Consider the following 16,808-nt stretch of genomic DNA (forward strand, 5'->3'; position numbering starts at 1 on the left):
GGCACGGCGAAATGTCAGGGTGGCCGGACACGCGTTCCGGCCGGTTGCCGATCAGCCTTTGCGCGTGGGTGGCGCCATGAACTCCGGCCCCACCGGGTCGGTGATGTGCTCGGCCAGTAGCCGGTCGATATCCTGCAGGTCCTGCGGTGAAAGGGTCCAGCCGAACGCCTCGTCGATACCGTCCAGCTGGTCCGGTCGGCGCGCGCCCCACAGGGCGATGGTCGGCCCCTGGTCGAGTACCCAGCGGATCGCCAAGGCCAGCACCGACTTGCCATGACGCTCCCGCGCCAGGTTTTTCAATGCCTCGACCGCAGCCAGGTATTGGGCGAAACGGGGCGCCTTGAACTTCGGATCAGATTTACGCAGGTCGTCGCCATCGAAGGTGGTGCTGCTGTTCATCCGGCCGGAGAGCAGCCCACGGCATAGGGCACCGTAGCCGAGTACGGCGAGGCCGTTGTCACGCGCGTAGGGCAGCACGTCGGTTTCGATCGCGCGCTCGAACAGGTTGTAGGGCGGCTGCACGCTGGCCAACGGTGCGGCCTTGCGGAACGCATCCATCTGTTCGGTGGAGTAGTTGCTGACGCCGATGGCGAGGATCTTGCCCTCCTGGCGCAGCTTCTCCAGCTCGGCGGCGGTCTCCTCGATAGGCACCAACGGGTCCGGCCAGTGCACCTGATACAGGTCGATACGGTCGGTGCGCAGGCGCCGCAACGAGTCTTCGATTTCGTGACGGATACGGGCCGGGGTCGAGTTGCGCCGCGGGCCGCCGTCGCTCCAGTCCAGGGCCACCTTGGTGGCGATCACGGCCTGGTCGCGGACGCCTTCGAGCGCCTTGCCGACCACCTCTTCGGAATGACCGAAGCCGTACACCGGGGCGGTGTCGATCAGGTTGATGCCCCGTTCGAGGGCCGTGCGGATGGTGGTCACTGAGCGCTCGTCATCCGCGCCGCCCCACATCCAGCCACCGATGGCCCAGGTGCCGAGGCCGATGCGTGAGATGGGTGTGGCGATGCCCTCGATGGAGAGTGTTTCGATGGTCATGGGTGCTCCTCGTCTGTCCGGTGTCGGCCGGCCTTGCAGTAAGCCGGGCAAAGGGTACTGACAGCATCGGCGCGCAGGCGTGCGAGGCGGTGGCCGGGGCATCGGGCACGGGCCGACGCGCCATATGTGAGCGATGCCTGGCGGTCCGCCTCAGTGGCGTGCCAGGGCATCGGCGATCAATCGCGGCGTATCCCGGGCGCCCATGGTCTGGGCGGCGGCAAGCGGCGTGACGCCATTGATGTCGGCGCGGCTTGGGTCGGCGCCGCGCTCGAGCAACAGCTCGACGATGTCGCTGCGGTCGAACATGGCGGCCATCATCAGGGCAGTCTTGCCATCGGGCGAAGCGCTTTCGACGTCGGCGCCGTGGTCGAGCAGCAGGCGCGTCATCGCCAGATTGCCCTTGAAAGCGGCGCCGGCCAGTGGGCTCTGCCCCTTGTCGTTACACAACTGCGGGTCGGCGCCGTTCTCCAGAAGCACGCGCGAGGCATCGATGTGGCCGTGATAGCTGGCGAGCATCAGCAGGCTGTCACCGTTGTGGTTGCGAATATTGGCCGGCAGACCGCGCCGGAGCAGATCCGCCAGGCGCGCGGCGTCTCCCTTGCGGGTGCTGTCGAATACCTGCTCGGCGAACGCCAGCGCGGCGTCGTCCAGTTCGGGTTTGGGGCTGGATGGGGCCGTCATCTCTGGTCCTCGGCTGTTCTGAAATTGGCGAAGCGCCGTCATTGTGCCAAAACGAACGCTGTGCTCCGGCTTTCTATCCGACCGATAGGTAACCCCAATGTGCGAAATGGCAATGGCCATCCACGCTATGGCAGTATCTGCGGCCTGTCCGCTATCGGTCCGTTGCGATGAAGCCCGAAGATCTCGAGCGCCTGGTGACTCAGGCGATGCCCTACGGCAAATACAAGGGCCGGTTGATCGCCGATCTTCCGGGCAACTACCTGAGCTGGTTCGCCCGGGTCGGTTTCCCGCCCGGAGAGATCGGCCAGTTGCTGGCGCTGATGCAGGAAATCGATCACAACGGCCTGTCACCCTTGCTCGACCCGTTGCGCCGCCGCTGACTCAAGCCTGGCTTTCGGCCTGCCGCGTCGCCAGCGCAGGGGCGGCATAGATGCCGACGTCCACTGCCAGGGCCATGACCCGCTCCAGGTCGCAGGTATAGACGAGCACGGCCTGCAGCTCGTCATCGAGCGGCTCGCTGAAGTCCACCAGCACGTAGCCGCCCTTTTCCGGGTAGAGGCTGCTGAGCTGGGTCTGGATGCGGTTGAGCGCTTTCAGCGGTTCGGTTTTCGCCAGTTGCTTGGATTTGAGGACGAAATTCACGTCCGGGCCGAACGAGCCAACGATCTGCTCGAACAGTGTCTGGTAGTCGTCGGCCTGGAACAGCACGGTGTCCGGCAGGCTGCCGACGATCATCCATTCGCCGAGGGGGATGGGGAAGTCGTCGTCATAGATGATGTCCGGATTGGCCTGCAAGAATCCTTGCGGGTCCGCGTAGGCCTGCGCCGCTTCGTCTGCCAGCCGGTTGATCTCGTCGTCGCTCATGCAGCCCGAGCTGATCAGGCGGATCAGTTCGGCGAGTGGGTCTTTCATCGGGCGGTCCTGGCTGGTTGGGGCTGCAAGGATAACCGAAAGCCGCCCAGCGCTGCCGGCCAGGCGTGCGCGCCAACCACCGCGCCTCGCGGCGCCGTCGTTCGCCTCGCGGCGGCGCCTGCTTTATGAGCGGTTTGTCCGCCTTTCAACGCGCAACTGCGGTTTCTCTCCGGTTTTCGTGCACAATAGCCGCCATATAAACAAACGCGGCATGAACGATGGCGAACGGCGTAGACCAGCCTCGCTTTCGTTCCGGCGCAGAGAACGATCAGCCAATATTCAAGAGGAACGACCGTGCATAACGTCGTCATCAGCGGTACCGGCCTGTATACACCTGCCAACAGCATTTCCAACGACGAGTTGGTCGAGTCCTTCAATACCTATGCTCGTCGTTTCAACAGCGAACATGCCGCGGCCATCGAGGCGGGCGAAGTTCAGCCCGTGCCCGAGTCCAGCTCTGCCTTCATCGAAAAGGCGTCGGGTATCAAGAGCCGTTTCGTCACCGACAAGGCTGGCATTCTCGACCCGGATCGCATGGTTCCGCGCATCCCCGAGCGCAGCAATGACCAGTGGTCGATCCTCTGCGAAATGTCCGTCAAGGCCGCCGAGCAGGCGCTGGAGCGCGCTGGCAAGACGGCCGCCGACATCGACGGCGTGATCGTTGCCTGTTCGAACCTGCAGCGTGCCTACCCGGCGATCGCCATCGAAGTGCAGGCAGCACTGGGCATCAAGGGCTTCGGCTTCGACATGAACGTGGCGTGTTCCTCGGCCACCTTCGGAATCCAGAATGCCGCCAACTCGGTGCAACTGGGCCAGGCGCGCGCGGTGCTGATGGTTAATCCGGAGATCTGCACTGGCCACATGAACTTCCGCGACCGCGACAGCCACTTCATCTTCGGCGACGCCTGTACCGCGGTGATCATCGAGCGCGCCGACCTGGCGACGTCGCCGTACCAGTGGGACGTGGTCAGCACCAAGCTGGCGACCGAGTTCTCCAATAACATCCGCAACAACTTCGGCTTCCTCAACCGCACCGCCGAGGAATACATGACCAACCCGGACAAGCTGTTCGTCCAGGAAGGCCGCAAGGTGTTCAAGGAAGTCTGCCCGATGGTGGCCGAGCTGATCGGCGAGCACCTGAAGGAAAACGATATCGAGGTCAGCGCGGTCAAGCGCTTCTGGCTGCACCAGGCCAACCTCAACATGAACCACCTTATCGTGCGCAAGCTGCTGGGTCGCGACGCCAGCCCGGAAGAGGCGCCGGTGATTCTCGACACCTACGCCAACACCAGTTCGGCCGGCTCGGTGATTGCCTTCCACAAGCATCAGGACGATCTCCCCGCGGGCAGCCTCGGCGTGCTCAGCTCGTTCGGTGCGGGTTATTCGATCGGCAGCGTGATTCTGCGCAAGCGCTGATCCCGCGGGCGCAAGCCTTGAAAGGGTGGGCTTCGGCCCACTTTTTTTTGCCGGCGATTGCCGGTCGTCATGCAGGATTACGGTCTGAGGAGAAGCGCATAAGGACGGTCTTTCTAAGTTCCCTTTGTCATAAAACCTTTATGGAATAGCCACTTGGCTGACACACGCGCTGGCCAAGATGCCGGCAGCACAAAGAGCCACTAGCTGTGTGTTTTCCAACGCTAAACCAAAAGGGGAATTTTCGATGATCCGTAAGCACTTCGCCGGTTTCGCCGCCAGCGTCCTCGCTCTGGCCGTTTCCGCCCAGGCTTTCGCCGGCACCGTCACTACTGACGGCGCTGACATCGTAGTCAAGACCAAGGGTGGCCTGGAAGTCGCCACGACGGACAAGCAGTTCAGCTTCAAAATTGGCGGGCGCCTGCAGGCCGACTACAGCACCTTCGACGGCTTCTACTCCCAGAACGGTGACAACGCCGATGCCGCCTACTTCCGTCGCGCGTTCCTGGAAATCGGCGGCGTAGCCTTCCAAGACTGGAAATACCAGTTCAACTACGACTTCGCCCACAACGCCGGCAGCAGTGAAGACGGCTATTTCGACGAGGCGTCCATCCAGTATTCGGGCTTCAACCCGGTCAACATCAAGATGGGTCGTTTCGATCCCGATTTCGGTCTGGAAAAAGCCACCAGCTCCAAGTGGGTCACCGCGCAGGAGCGTAACGCGGCCTACGATCTGGTCGACTGGGCCAACGGCCACCAGAACGGTCTGGGTATCCAGGTCAACGGCACCGCTGGGGAGTCCCTGTACGGCTCGCTCGGCCTGCATGCCAAGGACCAGAACGACGTCGACGGCGAAAGCGTCAAGCAAGTCAACGCCCGTGCGGTCTTCGCACCAATGCACGAAGCCGGAAACGTCCTGCACTTCGGTGTCAACTTCGCTCAGCGCAACCTGGATGACACCGCTGTCGACGGCCGCATCCGCAGCCGCCTGGGCATGCGTGGTGTCAGCACTGCCGGTGGCAATGATGCCGGCACCAACGGCAACCGCCTGCTGCTGGGTGGTGCCAACAACGCACCGGCAGGTTCTTACGGGGACGACACCGCTTTCGGACTGGAAGCTGCCTGGGCCATGGGCCCGCTGTCGGTACAGGGTGAATACATCACTCGCGAAATGGACTCCGATTCCGCCGCGTACGAAGACGTCGATGCCAAGGGCTACTACGCCCAGGTTGCCTACACCCTGACCGGCGAAGCCCGCGGTTACAAGCTTGGCCGCTTCGACCAGCTCAAGCCGGAAAACAAGCAGATCGGCGCCTGGGAAGTCTTCTATCGCTACGATCACATCGAAGCCGAGGATGACAGCGTCGGTCTCGTTGCGACCAACGACGTTGAAGGCAAGGTCCACAACCTGGGTGTGAACTGGTACGCCAACGAGAACGTCAAGCTCAGCGGCTACTACGTCAAAGCCAAGGTCGACAATGCCGAGAACGCCAACGGCGACGACGATGGCGATGGCCTGGTGTTCCGCGCTCAGTACGTGTTCTAAGCCACCTCGCTCCTCGAGTGCTCTATTGGCCCCGCTTCGGCGGGGCTTTTTTTCGTCAGTGTTAAAGGCCAGACTGGCGCACATGCCTATTCAGACCCTTTTTCGCCTGGCCGAGATCAAGCCCGCCCGTTGGGACGCGTTGCTCGGCGACGATCCGCAGCCCTTCGTTCGACACGCCTTTCTCTCTTCCCTGGAAGACAGTGGCAGCGTCGGCGGTCGCACCGGCTGGCGCGCGCAACATCAACTGCTTGAGAGCGTCGCCGGTGAGGCGGTCGCCGCCTTGCCGCTGTATCGCAAGACTCACTCCAATGGCGAATACGTGTTCGACTGGGCCTGGGCCGATGCCTGTCATCGCGCCGGCATCGAGTACTACCCCAAGCTGCTCTGTGCGGTGCCGTTTTCACCGGTGACAGGCGCGCGCTTGCTGGGTGACCGCGAGGCGGCGGGGCAGCTGCTCGATGAGCTTAGCGAAGCGCTGGTGGAGCAAGGTTATTCCGGGCTGCACGTCAATTTCACCCAGCCGGACGCCGATACGGTCTTCCGCGGCCGCGAGGGTTGGCTGGAGCGCATCGGCTGTCAGTTTCATTGGCACAATCGCGGCTACCGCGATTTCCAGGATTTTCTCGATAGCCTCACCTCGCGTAAGCGCAAGCAGCTGCGCAAGGAGCGCGAGCAGGTGATGGGGCAGGGGATCGCCTTCGAGCGGCGCGAAGGCCATCAGCTCAGCGAAACGGAATGGGATTTCGTCTACGCCTGCTATGCCAATACCTATCATGTGCGCGGCCAGGCACCTTATCTGACCCGCGACTTCTTCAGCCTGCTGGCCGAGCGAATGCCAGCGTCAATTCGCGTCGTGCTGGCCGAGCAGAACGGCCGCCCGGTGGCCATGGCGTTCAGCTTGATCGGCGGCGACGGCCTCTACGGGCGCTATTGGGGCTGCCTGGACGCCTTCGATCGATTGCATTTCGAGACCTGTTTCTACCAGGGCATCGAGCAAGCAATCGCAGCCGGCCTGTCGCGTTTCGACGCTGGCGCGCAAGGGGAGCACAAGCTGATTCGCGGCTTCGAGCCGGTCATCACCCGTTCATGGCATTACCTGGCTCACCCTGGGCTGCGAGCGGCAGTGAGCGACTTTCTGGCCCAGGAGCGCCTGGGCGTCCTGCGCTACGCCGAGGCGGCGCGGGAGGCGCTGCCCTATCGGCAACCAGGCTGAGCGGGGATCATTTCATCTTCGGTGCCGCGCTGACGCCTTCCAGGGTGGCGAATGAGGTGTCCTTGGCGGTGAGCAGGAAGTCGCGCATGAAGGGCGAATCGAGCATGTCGGCGCGAATCCCGGCATAGAGCGTGGCGAACAGTCCTTTCTCACCCAGGCGCTTGGCGGTGACGTAGCCGCGTGTGCTGTATTCGTGCAACGCCCAGTTGGGCACGCTGCACACGCCGCGACCCGATGCCACCAGTTGCATCATCATCACAGTCAGTTCGGATGTGCGTACCTGCGCCGGCTCGACGTCGGCCGGCTCGAGGAAGCGGGTGAAAATATCCAGTCGATCACGCTCTACCGGATAGGTGATCAGGGTTTCACTGGCCAGGTCCTCGGCGCGCACATACGGCCGGGACGCCAACGGATGTTGATTGGCGACGGCCAACAAGGCTTCGTAGGTGAACAGCGGGACGTAGGTGATGCCCGGCAGGTCGATCGGATCGGACGTGACCACCAGATCGAGGTCGCCTCGCGCCAGCGCCGGCAGCGGGGCGAAGGAGAAACCCGAGGCCAGGTCGAGCTCGACTTCCGGCCAGGCGTCGCGAAACTGATCGATGGTCGGCATCAGCCACTGGAAGCAGCTATGGCATTCGATGGCCATGTGCAGGCGTCCGGCGGTGCCACCAGCGAGCCTGGCCAGATCGCGTTCGGCGCTACGCAGCTGTGGCAACAGGCTGTCGGCCAGTTGCAGCAGGCGCAAGCCGGCACTGGTGAAGCGCACCGGACGCGTCTTGCGTACGAAGAGCTGGAGCCCCAGTCGTTCTTCCAGTTCCTTGAACTGGTGCGACAGGGCCGACTGGGTCAGATGCAGGCGTTCGGCGGCTTCGACGAGGCTGTCCGTTTCGCGCAATGCATGAAGCGTTTTCAGGTGACGGATTTCCAACATGCTACGGCTTCCTGCTGTTTTCGCGGTCGGGCCTTGAATCGCGAAGAATCCGGCCCGCAAATGCCCGAGTGACTTGAGCACCGTTCATCTGCCGCCAAGTGTGTTCCAGCGAGGTAGCGATTGTCGAGCGAGCCGAGCGGGAGTCGAGGCGAGTGCCTGACAAGGCGGGCGGATGGCCGTCCGGTCAGACGGTGCCGTTCGCTTGGAATCCGAGTGTTACAGCCAGATACGGCCCACCAGATACGTCAGCGCGCCGATAAACAGTAGCGCGACGATGATCAGCGCGCCGTCGCGCGCCATCATGCCCAGGCCGAGGACGCTCAGGGCGGCGCCAGCAATGGAGTTACCGAAGGGAATCAGTTCCAGCGGCGGCATGCTGGCAGCGATGAGCAGGCACAGCAGGGCATTGATATACACCGCAACACCTTCGGTGAGAAAGGTCAGGCGATGCCGCAGCATTCGATCGACGAACCGCGCCGGTCGCTGGAGAAAAGTGATCGCGCGGTCATATTTCTTGCGACTGGCGCAGCGCCGGAGCAACCAGCCAGGCAACCAGAAATGCCGGCGTCCGAGTAGCAACTGCAACGCGATCAGGCCCACCATCAGGGCGAAAAAGGTCGGCAGCCCAGGGATGCCCGACAGTGGCGAGAACACCAGCAGTCCGGGGACCAGCAGCAGTGCACCGAAGCTGCGTTGGCCGGTCGCTTCGAGCATGTCCTGGATGGTGACGGGCGCGTCGGGCTGGCCGGCCTGCGTCAGGTGCTCGAGCAGGGTTCGCAGGTTCTGCGGCGGGTCTTGGACAGTCATCGGCTTTTCTCCAACGGTCCGCTGTTAGAAAACCGTGGCGTGAAAATATTCACCATGAATAGTTTTAATGTTCAAAGAAAATTACATGAGGTTGTTTCAATAATGGCCCGCACGGACAATCTCGCTCATCGAAAAGCGAGACGAATTGGAGATCGTGATGGCTGTTGCTCATTCCCTGGGGTTCCCACGCATTGGTGCCGACCGCGAACTGAAGAAATCACTGGAGGCGTACTGGAAGGGCGATCTGGCAGAAGACGCACTGCGGCGAGTCGGTACCGAGCTGCGCGCGGCTCATTGGCAGCTGCAGGCAGATGCTGGCATCGAATTGCTGCCAGTCGGCGACTTCGCCTGGTACGACCAGGTGCTGACGCATTCGCTGATGTTCGGCGTGGTGCCTGAGCGGTTTCGCCCGGCCGACGGCGTGCCGACCCTCGATACCTTGTTCGCCATGGCCCGCGGCGTCACCCAGCATTGCTGCGGCGGTACGCAAGCGCAGGAAATGACCAAGTGGTTCGATACCAACTACCACTACCTGGTGCCGGAATTCGCTGCCAACCAGCAGTTCAAGCTGTCCTGGACCCAGCTGTTCGAGGAGGTCGAGGAGGCCAAGGCGCTAGGGCACGCCGTCAAACCGGTGCTGATCGGCCCGCTGACCTATCTTTGGCTGGGCAAGGCCCGTGGGGGGGCGTTCGACAAGCTGGAGCTGCTCGAACGACTGCTGCCCGTATATGGCGAGGTGCTCGAGCGTTTGGCGGCGCAGGGCGTCGAATGGGTACAGATCGATGAACCGATCCTGACCCTCGACCTGCCACAGGATTGGAAGAACGCATTCGAGCGCGCCTACAACCTGTTGCAGCGCGCGCCGCTGAAGAAGCTGGTCGCGACCTATTTCGGCGGCCTCGAAGACAATCTGGGCCTGGCTGCCGCGCTCCCGGTGGACGGCCTGCATATCGACCTGGTGCGTGCGCCGGAGCAATACCCGGTGATCCTTGACCGCTTGCCGGCGTACAAGGTCCTTTCGCTCGGGCTGGTCAACGGGCGCAACGTCTGGCGTTGCGATCTGGACAAGGCGCTGGAGGTCCTGCGGCATGCTGACGAGCGGCTCGGCGAGCGCCTCTGGGTCGCGCCGTCCTGTTCCCTGTTGCATACCCCGGTGGATCTGGCGCGCGAGGACCAGCTGGACACCGAGCTAAAGAGCTGGCTCGCCTTTGCCGTGCAGAAGTGCGCCGAGGTTTCGATCCTGGCGCGGGCGCTGAGTATGCCGGACGACGATCAGGTGCAGACGGCACTGCAGCATAGTCGCAGGGTGCAGGCCAGTCGCAGCGCATCGCCGCGTATCCACAAGCCGCAAGTGCAGGCGCGGCTGGCTGCGATCGAACCGCGCCATCTCCAGCGCCAGTCACCGTTCAGTGAACGGATCGAGAAGCAGCGTGCGCACCTGGCGTTGCCCGCCTTCCCGACGACCACTATTGGCTCGTTCCCCCAGACGCCGGCTATCCGCCGTGCGCGCCAGGCCTTCCGGCAGGGCAAGCTGGCGGTGAACGACTACACCGCGGCGATGCAAGCCGAAATTCGCCACGCGGTGGCGATACAGGAACAGCTGGGGCTGGATGTACTGGTACATGGCGAGGCTGAGCGCAACGACATGGTCGAGTACTTCGCCGAGCAACTGGACGGATACGTCTTCACCCGTTTTGGCTGGGTGCAGAGCTACGGCTCGCGCTGCGTCAAACCGGCGGTCATCTATGGTGATCTCAGTCGTCCGGCACCGATGACCGTGGAGTGGATACGCTACGCTCAGCAGCAGACCGGGAAGATCGTGAAGGGCATGCTGACCGGGCCGGTGACCATGCTGATGTGGTCCTTCACCCGCGAAGACATCAGCCGCGAACAGCAGGCGCAGCAGCTGGCGCTGGCGATTCGCGACGAGGTCTGCGATCTCGAGGCGGCTGGCACTCGTATCATCCAGATCGACGAAGCGGCGTTCCGCGAAGGCCTGCCGTTGCGCCGGTCGCAATGGCGTCAGTACCTGGATTGGGCGGTCGCGGCGTTCCGCCTGTGTGCCAGCGGCGTACGCGACGAAACGCAGATCCACACGCATATGTGCTACAGCGAGTTCAACGACGTGATCGAGGCGATCGCCGCCATGGATGCCGATGTCATCACCATCGAGACCTCGCGGTCGCAGATGGAGTTGCTCGAGGCCTTCCGCGCCTTCGATTACCCCAACGACATCGGGCCCGGCGTCTACGACATCCATTCGCCGCGGGTGCCCGATACTAGTGAGATGGTTCAATTGCTGGAGCAAGCCTGCGAGCGCATCCCGGCCGAGCGGCTATGGGTCAATCCCGATTGCGGTCTGAAAACCCGCGGCTGGCCGGAAACCGAAGCGGCGCTGGTCAACATGGTCGCTGCCGCCCGGCAGCTTCGCAGCGCCCGGCGAGACCTGGTGGCCTAAGCGATTGCCGAGGGCCTCGTACCGGCAGGCCAGGCCAAGACAGGCGGCCTGCACGGTGCGGGTCGCGCCATTTTTGGCTACTGTAGCGGGCCCCATTCCATGAATCCTCATGAGCCATGACACCCGCCATCGATCTGCTGAAGAAGGCCAAGGCCGAGCACCGCATCCACAGCTACGAACATGACCCCAAGTCCGCCTCCTACGGGCTCGAGGCCGCCGAGAAACTGGGGCTCGAGCCGGCCCGCGTATTCAAGACACTGTTGGCCTGTAGCGAGAAGAACGAGCTGCTGGTCGCGGTGGTGCCGGTCACCGGCAGTCTCGATCTCAAGGCGCTGGCACACGCGGCGAAGGTAAAGAAGGCGGATATGGCAGACCCTGCCGCGGCGCAGCGGGCGACTGGCTATCTGGTCGGCGGGATCAGCCCGTTGGGACAGAAGAAACGGTTGCGCACCTTCATCGACAGTTCAGCGCAGGCCTTGCCGAGCATCTTCGTCAGTGCCGGACGGCGAGGGCTGGAAGTCGAGCTGGCGCCAGAAGTGCTCGCTGAGCACACCGCCGGCAGCTTCGCGTCGATCGGCCGAGGCTGAGCGCCTGACGCGGCGACATGATCAGAGCGGCGGCAGTATCTCGCCGAGATCGGTGGCATTGATGCCGGGGGTGTGGAACTCGTTGTTCACCAGCTGCTGGCCTTCCATCTGCGGCTGGGTCACCCAGGTCAGGATGTCGTAATAGCGGCGGATGTTGGCCACGAAATGGACGGGCTCGCCACCGCGTGCGTAGCCGTAGCGGGTCTGGGTATACCACTGTTTCTGCGACAGGCGCGGCAGCATCTGTTTGACGTCGAGCCACTTGTTCGGGTCCAGTCCTTCGCGCTCGGCCAGCTTGCGCGCATCTTCGAGATGACCACCGCCGATGTTGTAGGCGGCCAGGGCAAACCAGGTACGGTCGGGCTCCTGGATGCTCTCGGGAAGGCTGTCCCGCACCTGGACGATGTATTTTCCGCCGCCCTGGATGCTCTGAGCCGGATCGAGACGATTGGACACGCCCATGGCCTTGGCAGTATTGAGCGTCAGCATCATCAGGCCGCGCACTCCGGTTTTCGAGGTGGCCTCGGGTTGCCAGTGGGATTCCTGGTAACCGATCGCGGCCAGCAGACGCCAGTCGACGCCGTGCGTCTTGGCCGTTTCACGAAAGATCTTTTCGTAACGCGGCAAGCGCTGCTGCAGGTGTTTGGCGAAGGCGTAGGCGCCGACGTAGCCGAGCACGTCGACATGGCCGTAGTAGCGTTCGCGCAGGCGCTGCAGGGTGCCGTTCTCCCGAGCCATGTCGAGGAACTGGTTGGCGGCTTCGATGACGCTGTCGTCTTCGCCCTTGCCGAAGATCCACGCCAGGCTGTTCTGCCCGCCCAGATCGAATGCGGCCCGCGCGTTGGCGAAGTACACCTGATTGAGCGCCAGTTCGTTGGACTCGACCAGCGTCAGGTCGATCTGGCCCTCGTCGACCATGCGCAGCAGGTCGACCACCTCGACCGCGTCGGATTCGTCGTAGCGCAAATCAGGCAGCTCGGCCTGCAGCGCCTGGAGCTGTTCTGCCTGGTTGCTGCCCTTGAGTACCAGAATGCGCTTGCCGACCAGATCCTCGGGCTGGGTCGGGCGGCGCTGGCCGCGGCGATAGACCACCTGAGTGGTTACATCCAGGTAGGGCTTGGTGAAACGCGCCAGGTCCTTGCGGCTTTCGCTGGCGACCAGGCCGGCCGCCGCCAGGGTCGGGCCGCCTGGGCGGTTGAGCCGGGCGAAGATGTCTTCGATGCTGTCTGCGGTCTCGATCTGCAGTTTGACGCCGAGGTGACTGGCGAAACGCTTGACCAGCTCGTATTCGAAACCGGCTTCGCCGTTGCGGTCCTGGAAATAGGTGGACGGACTGTTACGGGTGATCACGCGCAGTACACCTTCCTCCTTGATACGCTCGAGCGCGCTGGGCGGTTCAGCGCAGCTGCCGAGCATCAGGAAGAGTCCGGTCGCCAGCAACCAGGAGGTGCAGCGCTTTCGGAACGCGGATTGGGCAAACATCGGCGCAGTATACGCAAAGGCGAACCGCCACCATATCTCGACAGGATCGACGGACTTTGCTAAGCGAAACGGCGGGGCCGCTGCTCCGTGTTGCGGATCGCCCCGCGCCGGCGTTGGTGACCGCTCTGTTTGACCGCTGTCGGCGACTAACGCGTCGTACCGGCCGCCAGGCTTGCCGGGCATCCATGAGCGCGGGAAAATCCCGGCCCCGTTACGGGCCGTCAGGCGCCCCGTGTGGCCATTCATCCCACCGAGAGAGTCCGTTGCATGAGCGTCGCTTGCGTGAAGCCGTGGTTCGTTTATCTGGTGCGTGCCGCCAACGGCGCGCTGTACTGCGGGATAAGCGACGATGCGCAACGTCGTTTCGCCGCGCACCAGAGCGGGCGGGGCGCACGCTTCTTTCATTCGAGCCCGGCGGTCGCACTGGTCTATGTCGAAACCTGCGGCAGTAAAGGTGATGCGTTGCGCCGCGAACGGGCGATCAAGCAGATGAACAAACCCGCCAAGGAGGCCCTAGTGTCGGCTCAGCGCAGCGATTCGGTGAATGGTCAGGCAATCAGCTGAACGGGTAGGCCGCTTTCTCCGTCGCGAGTAAGCTTCCGATCTCCCCACAAGACTGACGGAGCCCGCAATGCACGAAATCATTCTGCACCACTATCCCACCTCGCCATTCGCCGAAAAAGCGCGGCTGATGCTGGGCTTCAAGCAGTTGTCCTGGCGCTCGGTGGCCATTCCGCCCGTCATGCCGAAACCGGACCTCACCGCGCTGACCGGCGGCTATCGGCGCACCCCGGTATTGCAGATCGGCGCGGACGTATATTGCGACACCGCGCTGATGGCCCGTCGGTTGGAGGCTGAGAAAAGCACGCCGGCATTGTTCCCGGAAGGGCAGGAGTTCGTCGCCGCGACGCTGGCTCAATGGGCCGACTCGGTGCTGTTCCTGCACGCGGTCAGCTTGGTATTCCAGCCCGAGTCCATGGCCGTGCGCTTCGCTCAGGTGCCCAAAGAATTCGTCCAGGTATTCAGCAAGGACCGCACCGAGCTGTTCAGCAGCGGCTCGGTGACACGCATTCCGCTGGAGCAGGCCAAGAACCACTGGCCGGTATTGATGGCGCGTCTGCAGCAACAACTGGCGCGCGGAAACGGCGAATTCCTGCTGGGGAGCGCACCTTGCATCGCTGACTTCGCCGTAGCGCATTGCCTGTGGTTTCTCAAGGGCACGCCGGTCACCGCACCGTTGGTCGACGATTACCCAGAAGTGGCGGCGTGGCTGGGCAAGGTCCTCGGCGTCGGGCATGGCTCGCATAGCGAACTGTCCGCAGAAGACGCCCTGACGTGCTCCCGTGAGGCGACGCCGGCCCCGTTGCCGGACGAAGCCTTCTTCGAGCCCAACGGTTTCCAGGCCGGCCAGTCGGTCACCGTCTGCGCGGTGGATTACGGAACGGATCCGGTGGCTGGCGAGCTGGTGTTCGCCGGTGTTGAAGAGTTGATCCTGCGCCGTGAGGACGAGCGTGCCGGAGTGGTGCACGTGCACTTCCCGCGAATCGGCTATCGCATCGAGGCGAACTGATACCCGGATCCGCGGCGTGGTGGCACGCCGCGGACTCAGGTCTGTCTGTTTACAGCGCGATGAACAGCAGCGTCACGCCCAGCAGCAGTCGGTAGATCACGAAAGGCAGCATGCCCAGCGCATCCAGCGCTTTGAGGAACAGCTTGATGCAGAGGAAGGCCGCGACGAAGGACAGCGCCGCGCCGATGAAAATGTCATTCCACTGCGCCGCCTCTCCCGATTGCACTAGTTCGACGGCTTTCAACCCACCCGCCGCGAGAATTAGCGGTATCGACAGCAGGAAGGAGAAGCGCGCGGCGGTCTGCCGGGTAAAACCCAGCAGCAGCGCGGCGGTCATGGTGATGCCCGAGCGCGACGTGCCGGGAATCAGCGCCAGCGCCTGGGCGAAGCCGATGATCAGTGCGCTTTTCCAGGTCAGTTGATCCATTTCGGCAACCCGCCGTCCCTTGACGTCCGCATACCAGAGCAGCAGGCCAAAGATGAGGGTGGTGGCGGCGATGAACAGCATCGAGCGGGTGTATTGCTCGATGTAGTCCTCGAGCAGCAGTCCGAGGGTCGCGGCCGGTAGTGTGCCGATGATGATCGCCCAGCCCAGACGGCTTTCGGCGCTGGCCTGCCGGGTGAATACATGCGCCAGCCAACCCCGAGCGGTGGCGATGACTTCATGACGGAAGCAGATCAGTACGGCCAGCAGCGTACCGACGTGCACCGCGACATCGAATGCCTGCCCCTGATCGGGCCAACCCAGCACCTGGGAGGGCAGGATCAGATGAGCGGAAGAGGAAATGGGGAGAAACTCGGTGATGCCCTGAACCAGGGACAGAATAATCAGGTGCAGCCAATCCATTGTGAATCCTTAACCAGAACGGGTCTTGCGCGGGCGCGGCGGTGATAGAGCAGCCATGAGACTCGCCAACCGGCATTTCATTTCATCGGCGATGGGCAAATTTCGTTCTGCTTGGGCGCTGTGCCCGCATTGGCAGGACGTCATGCGCCGTCACGACACGAACACCGTCTCGACGAAGCGCCCCTTGCGCCATATGCCCCAAGGTTGCTGCAGAAACGCGCCTGCCGCGGTTCAGTCCTTGCGGCGCTTGAGCTGGTCTGTCAACTGGGTCGGCAACTGGCGGATGATCAGCATGTTGCGCGCTTCGTCGTATTCGATCTTCGAGCCCAGCAGGTGGGATTCGAAGCTGATCGACAGGCCCTCGGCGCGCCCGGTGAAGCGCTGAAACTGGTTGAGGGTGCGCTTGTCGGCCGGAATCTCCGGTGAGAGGCCATAGTCCTTGTTGCGAATATGGTCGTAGAAAGCGCGCGGATGCTCCTCGTCGATGACCCCGGACAGCTCCTCCAGCGACATCGGCTCGCCGATCTTGGCCTGGCTGCTGGCGTAACCGACCAGGGCGCTGGTTTTCTCGCGTGCCTTCTCTTCCGGCAGGTCCTCGCTTTCGACGTAATCGCTGAACGCCTTGAGCAGCGTGCGCGTCTCGCCGGGGCCGTCGACGCCTTCCTGGCAGCCGATGAAATCGCGGAAATACTCCGAGACCTTCTTGCCGTTCTTGCCCTTGATGAAGGAAATGTACTGCTTGGATTGCCGGTTGTTCTTCCACTCGGACAGGTTGATTCGCGTGGCGAGGTGCAGTTGCCCGAGATCGAGGTGCTTGGCCTCGGCCACATCCAGCGAATCGGTGACCGTCACACCATTGCTGTGGTGCAGCAAGGCGATGGCCAGATAGTCGGTCATGCCCTGCTGGTAGTGCGCGAACAGCACGTGCCCGCCGGTGGAGAGGTTGGATTCTTCCATCAGCTTCTGCAGGTGCTCCACCGCCTGTCGGCTGAACGCGGTGAAATCCTGATTGCCCTCCATGTACTGGCTCAGCCAGCCACTGAACGGATAGGCCCCCGACTCCTCGTGAAAGTAGCCCCAGGCCTTGCCCTGCTTGGCGTTGTAGCTCTCGTTGAGATCGGCCAGCAGATTCTCGATGGCCTGGGATTCGCCCAGCTCCGAATCGCGGGCGTGGAGCACGGCCGGGGTGCCGTCCGGCTTTTTTTCGATCAGGTGAACAATGCAGTGGCGGATGGGCATGGGTTACTCGCATCGGGTGAGGCAGACGGGCGGCAGTTTACCCGAGCCGTCATGTCCGTCGCAGAGCAAAAAAGTGGA

At 63.1% G+C, this 16,808-nt stretch carries 16 protein-coding genes; 8 read left to right on the forward strand and 8 right to left on the reverse strand.

All coding sequences use genetic code 11. The features are described from left to right. Window positions 1-51: 51 nt before the first annotated feature. Together KCX70_RS06070 and KCX70_RS06075 are read right to left on the reverse strand one after the other, a co-directional pair. On the reverse strand, window positions 52-1,041 hold the full coding sequence (locus KCX70_RS06070; protein WP_212619591.1) for an aldo/keto reductase: 990 nt from the start codon (window positions 1,039-1,041) through the stop codon (window positions 52-54). 150 nt (window positions 1,042-1,191) lie between these two features. Next, window positions 1,192-1,722: an ankyrin repeat domain-containing protein gene (locus tag KCX70_RS06075; protein WP_021209532.1), complete on the reverse strand. Its 531-nt coding sequence runs from the start codon at window positions 1,720-1,722 to the stop codon at window positions 1,192-1,194. A gap of 167 nt (window positions 1,723-1,889) precedes the next feature. Here KCX70_RS06075 and KCX70_RS06080 point away from each other — a divergent pair, with 167 nt between their 5' ends. Continuing rightward, window positions 1,890-2,102 (forward strand): DUF3820 family protein, encoded by a 213-nt coding sequence (locus KCX70_RS06080; RefSeq protein ID WP_212619592.1) that lies wholly within the window; start codon window positions 1,890-1,892, stop codon window positions 2,100-2,102. 1 nt (window position 2,103) lies between these two features. Here KCX70_RS06080 and KCX70_RS06085 read toward each other — a convergent pair whose 3' ends face one another. Beyond that, the gene (locus tag KCX70_RS06085; protein ID WP_021209530.1) at window positions 2,104-2,634 is read right to left on the reverse strand and encodes a hypothetical protein; all 531 of its coding nucleotides are present in this window, start codon (window positions 2,632-2,634) and stop codon (window positions 2,104-2,106) included. Window positions 2,635-2,928: 294 nt separating this feature from the next. Here KCX70_RS06085 and KCX70_RS06090 point away from each other — a divergent pair, with 294 nt between their 5' ends. From KCX70_RS06090 to KCX70_RS06100, 3 genes are all read left to right on the forward strand, one after another. Continuing rightward, window positions 2,929-4,050 (forward strand): beta-ketoacyl-ACP synthase III, encoded by a 1,122-nt coding sequence (locus KCX70_RS06090; protein ID WP_212619593.1) that lies wholly within the window; start codon window positions 2,929-2,931, stop codon window positions 4,048-4,050. Between the two features lie 244 nt (window positions 4,051-4,294). Next, on the forward strand, window positions 4,295-5,593 hold the full coding sequence (locus KCX70_RS06095) for an OprO/OprP family phosphate-selective porin (RefSeq protein ID WP_212619594.1): 1,299 nt from the start codon (window positions 4,295-4,297) through the stop codon (window positions 5,591-5,593). Between the two features lie 82 nt (window positions 5,594-5,675). Next, window positions 5,676-6,806 (forward strand): GNAT family N-acetyltransferase, encoded by a 1,131-nt coding sequence (locus KCX70_RS06100; protein WP_212619595.1) that lies wholly within the window; start codon window positions 5,676-5,678, stop codon window positions 6,804-6,806. A 7-nt stretch (window positions 6,807-6,813) separates the two neighbouring features. On the opposite strand, the gene metR is transcribed toward KCX70_RS06100, so the two are convergent. Continuing rightward, the gene (gene metR, locus KCX70_RS06105) at window positions 6,814-7,740 is read right to left on the reverse strand and encodes a transcriptional regulator MetR (protein ID WP_102851334.1); all 927 of its coding nucleotides are present in this window, start codon (window positions 7,738-7,740) and stop codon (window positions 6,814-6,816) included. A 216-nt stretch (window positions 7,741-7,956) separates the two neighbouring features. Continuing rightward, window positions 7,957-8,547, reverse strand: a complete 591-nt coding sequence (locus tag KCX70_RS06110) for an exopolysaccharide biosynthesis protein (protein ID WP_212619596.1) — start codon at window positions 8,545-8,547, stop codon at window positions 7,957-7,959. A gap of 157 nt (window positions 8,548-8,704) precedes the next feature. Here KCX70_RS06110 and metE point away from each other — a divergent pair, with 157 nt between their 5' ends. Both metE and ybaK read left to right on the forward strand, forming a co-directional pair. Continuing rightward, window positions 8,705-11,005 (forward strand): 5-methyltetrahydropteroyltriglutamate--homocysteine S-methyltransferase, encoded by a 2,301-nt coding sequence (metE, locus tag KCX70_RS06115; RefSeq protein ID WP_212619597.1) that lies wholly within the window; start codon window positions 8,705-8,707, stop codon window positions 11,003-11,005. Between the two features lie 116 nt (window positions 11,006-11,121). Next, window positions 11,122-11,592, forward strand: a complete 471-nt coding sequence (gene ybaK, locus KCX70_RS06120) for a Cys-tRNA(Pro) deacylase (protein WP_212619598.1) — start codon at window positions 11,122-11,124, stop codon at window positions 11,590-11,592. A gap of 21 nt (window positions 11,593-11,613) precedes the next feature. On the opposite strand, the gene mltF is transcribed toward ybaK, so the two are convergent. Beyond that, window positions 11,614-13,074 carry a membrane-bound lytic murein transglycosylase MltF gene (mltF, locus tag KCX70_RS06125; RefSeq protein ID WP_212619599.1) on the reverse strand — a complete coding sequence of 487 codons (1,461 nt, stop codon included), beginning with the start codon at window positions 13,072-13,074 and terminating at the stop codon, window positions 11,614-11,616. Window positions 13,075-13,341: 267 nt separating this feature from the next. Here mltF and KCX70_RS06130 point away from each other — a divergent pair, with 267 nt between their 5' ends. Together KCX70_RS06130 and KCX70_RS06135 are read left to right on the forward strand one after the other, a co-directional pair. Next, window positions 13,342-13,638: a GIY-YIG nuclease family protein gene (locus tag KCX70_RS06130; protein ID WP_021209521.1), complete on the forward strand. Its 297-nt coding sequence runs from the start codon at window positions 13,342-13,344 to the stop codon at window positions 13,636-13,638. Between the two features lie 67 nt (window positions 13,639-13,705). Continuing rightward, window positions 13,706-14,644 (forward strand): glutathione S-transferase family protein, encoded by a 939-nt coding sequence (locus KCX70_RS06135; protein ID WP_021209520.1) that lies wholly within the window; start codon window positions 13,706-13,708, stop codon window positions 14,642-14,644. Window positions 14,645-14,693: 49 nt separating this feature from the next. Here KCX70_RS06135 and KCX70_RS06140 read toward each other — a convergent pair whose 3' ends face one another. Next, window positions 14,694-15,491 carry an undecaprenyl-diphosphate phosphatase gene (locus tag KCX70_RS06140; protein ID WP_212619600.1) on the reverse strand — a complete coding sequence of 266 codons (798 nt, stop codon included), beginning with the start codon at window positions 15,489-15,491 and terminating at the stop codon, window positions 14,694-14,696. 231 nt (window positions 15,492-15,722) lie between these two features. Next, a complete protein-coding gene (yejK, locus tag KCX70_RS06145; protein ID WP_021209518.1) occupies window positions 15,723-16,730 on the reverse strand; it encodes a nucleoid-associated protein YejK in 1,008 nt (335 codons plus the stop codon). Window positions 16,731-16,808: the final 78 nt, after the last annotated feature.

This window comes from Stutzerimonas stutzeri (assembly GCF_018138085.1).
In the GTDB taxonomy this organism is placed as follows: domain Bacteria; phylum Pseudomonadota; class Gammaproteobacteria; order Pseudomonadales; family Pseudomonadaceae; genus Stutzerimonas; species Stutzerimonas stutzeri_AI.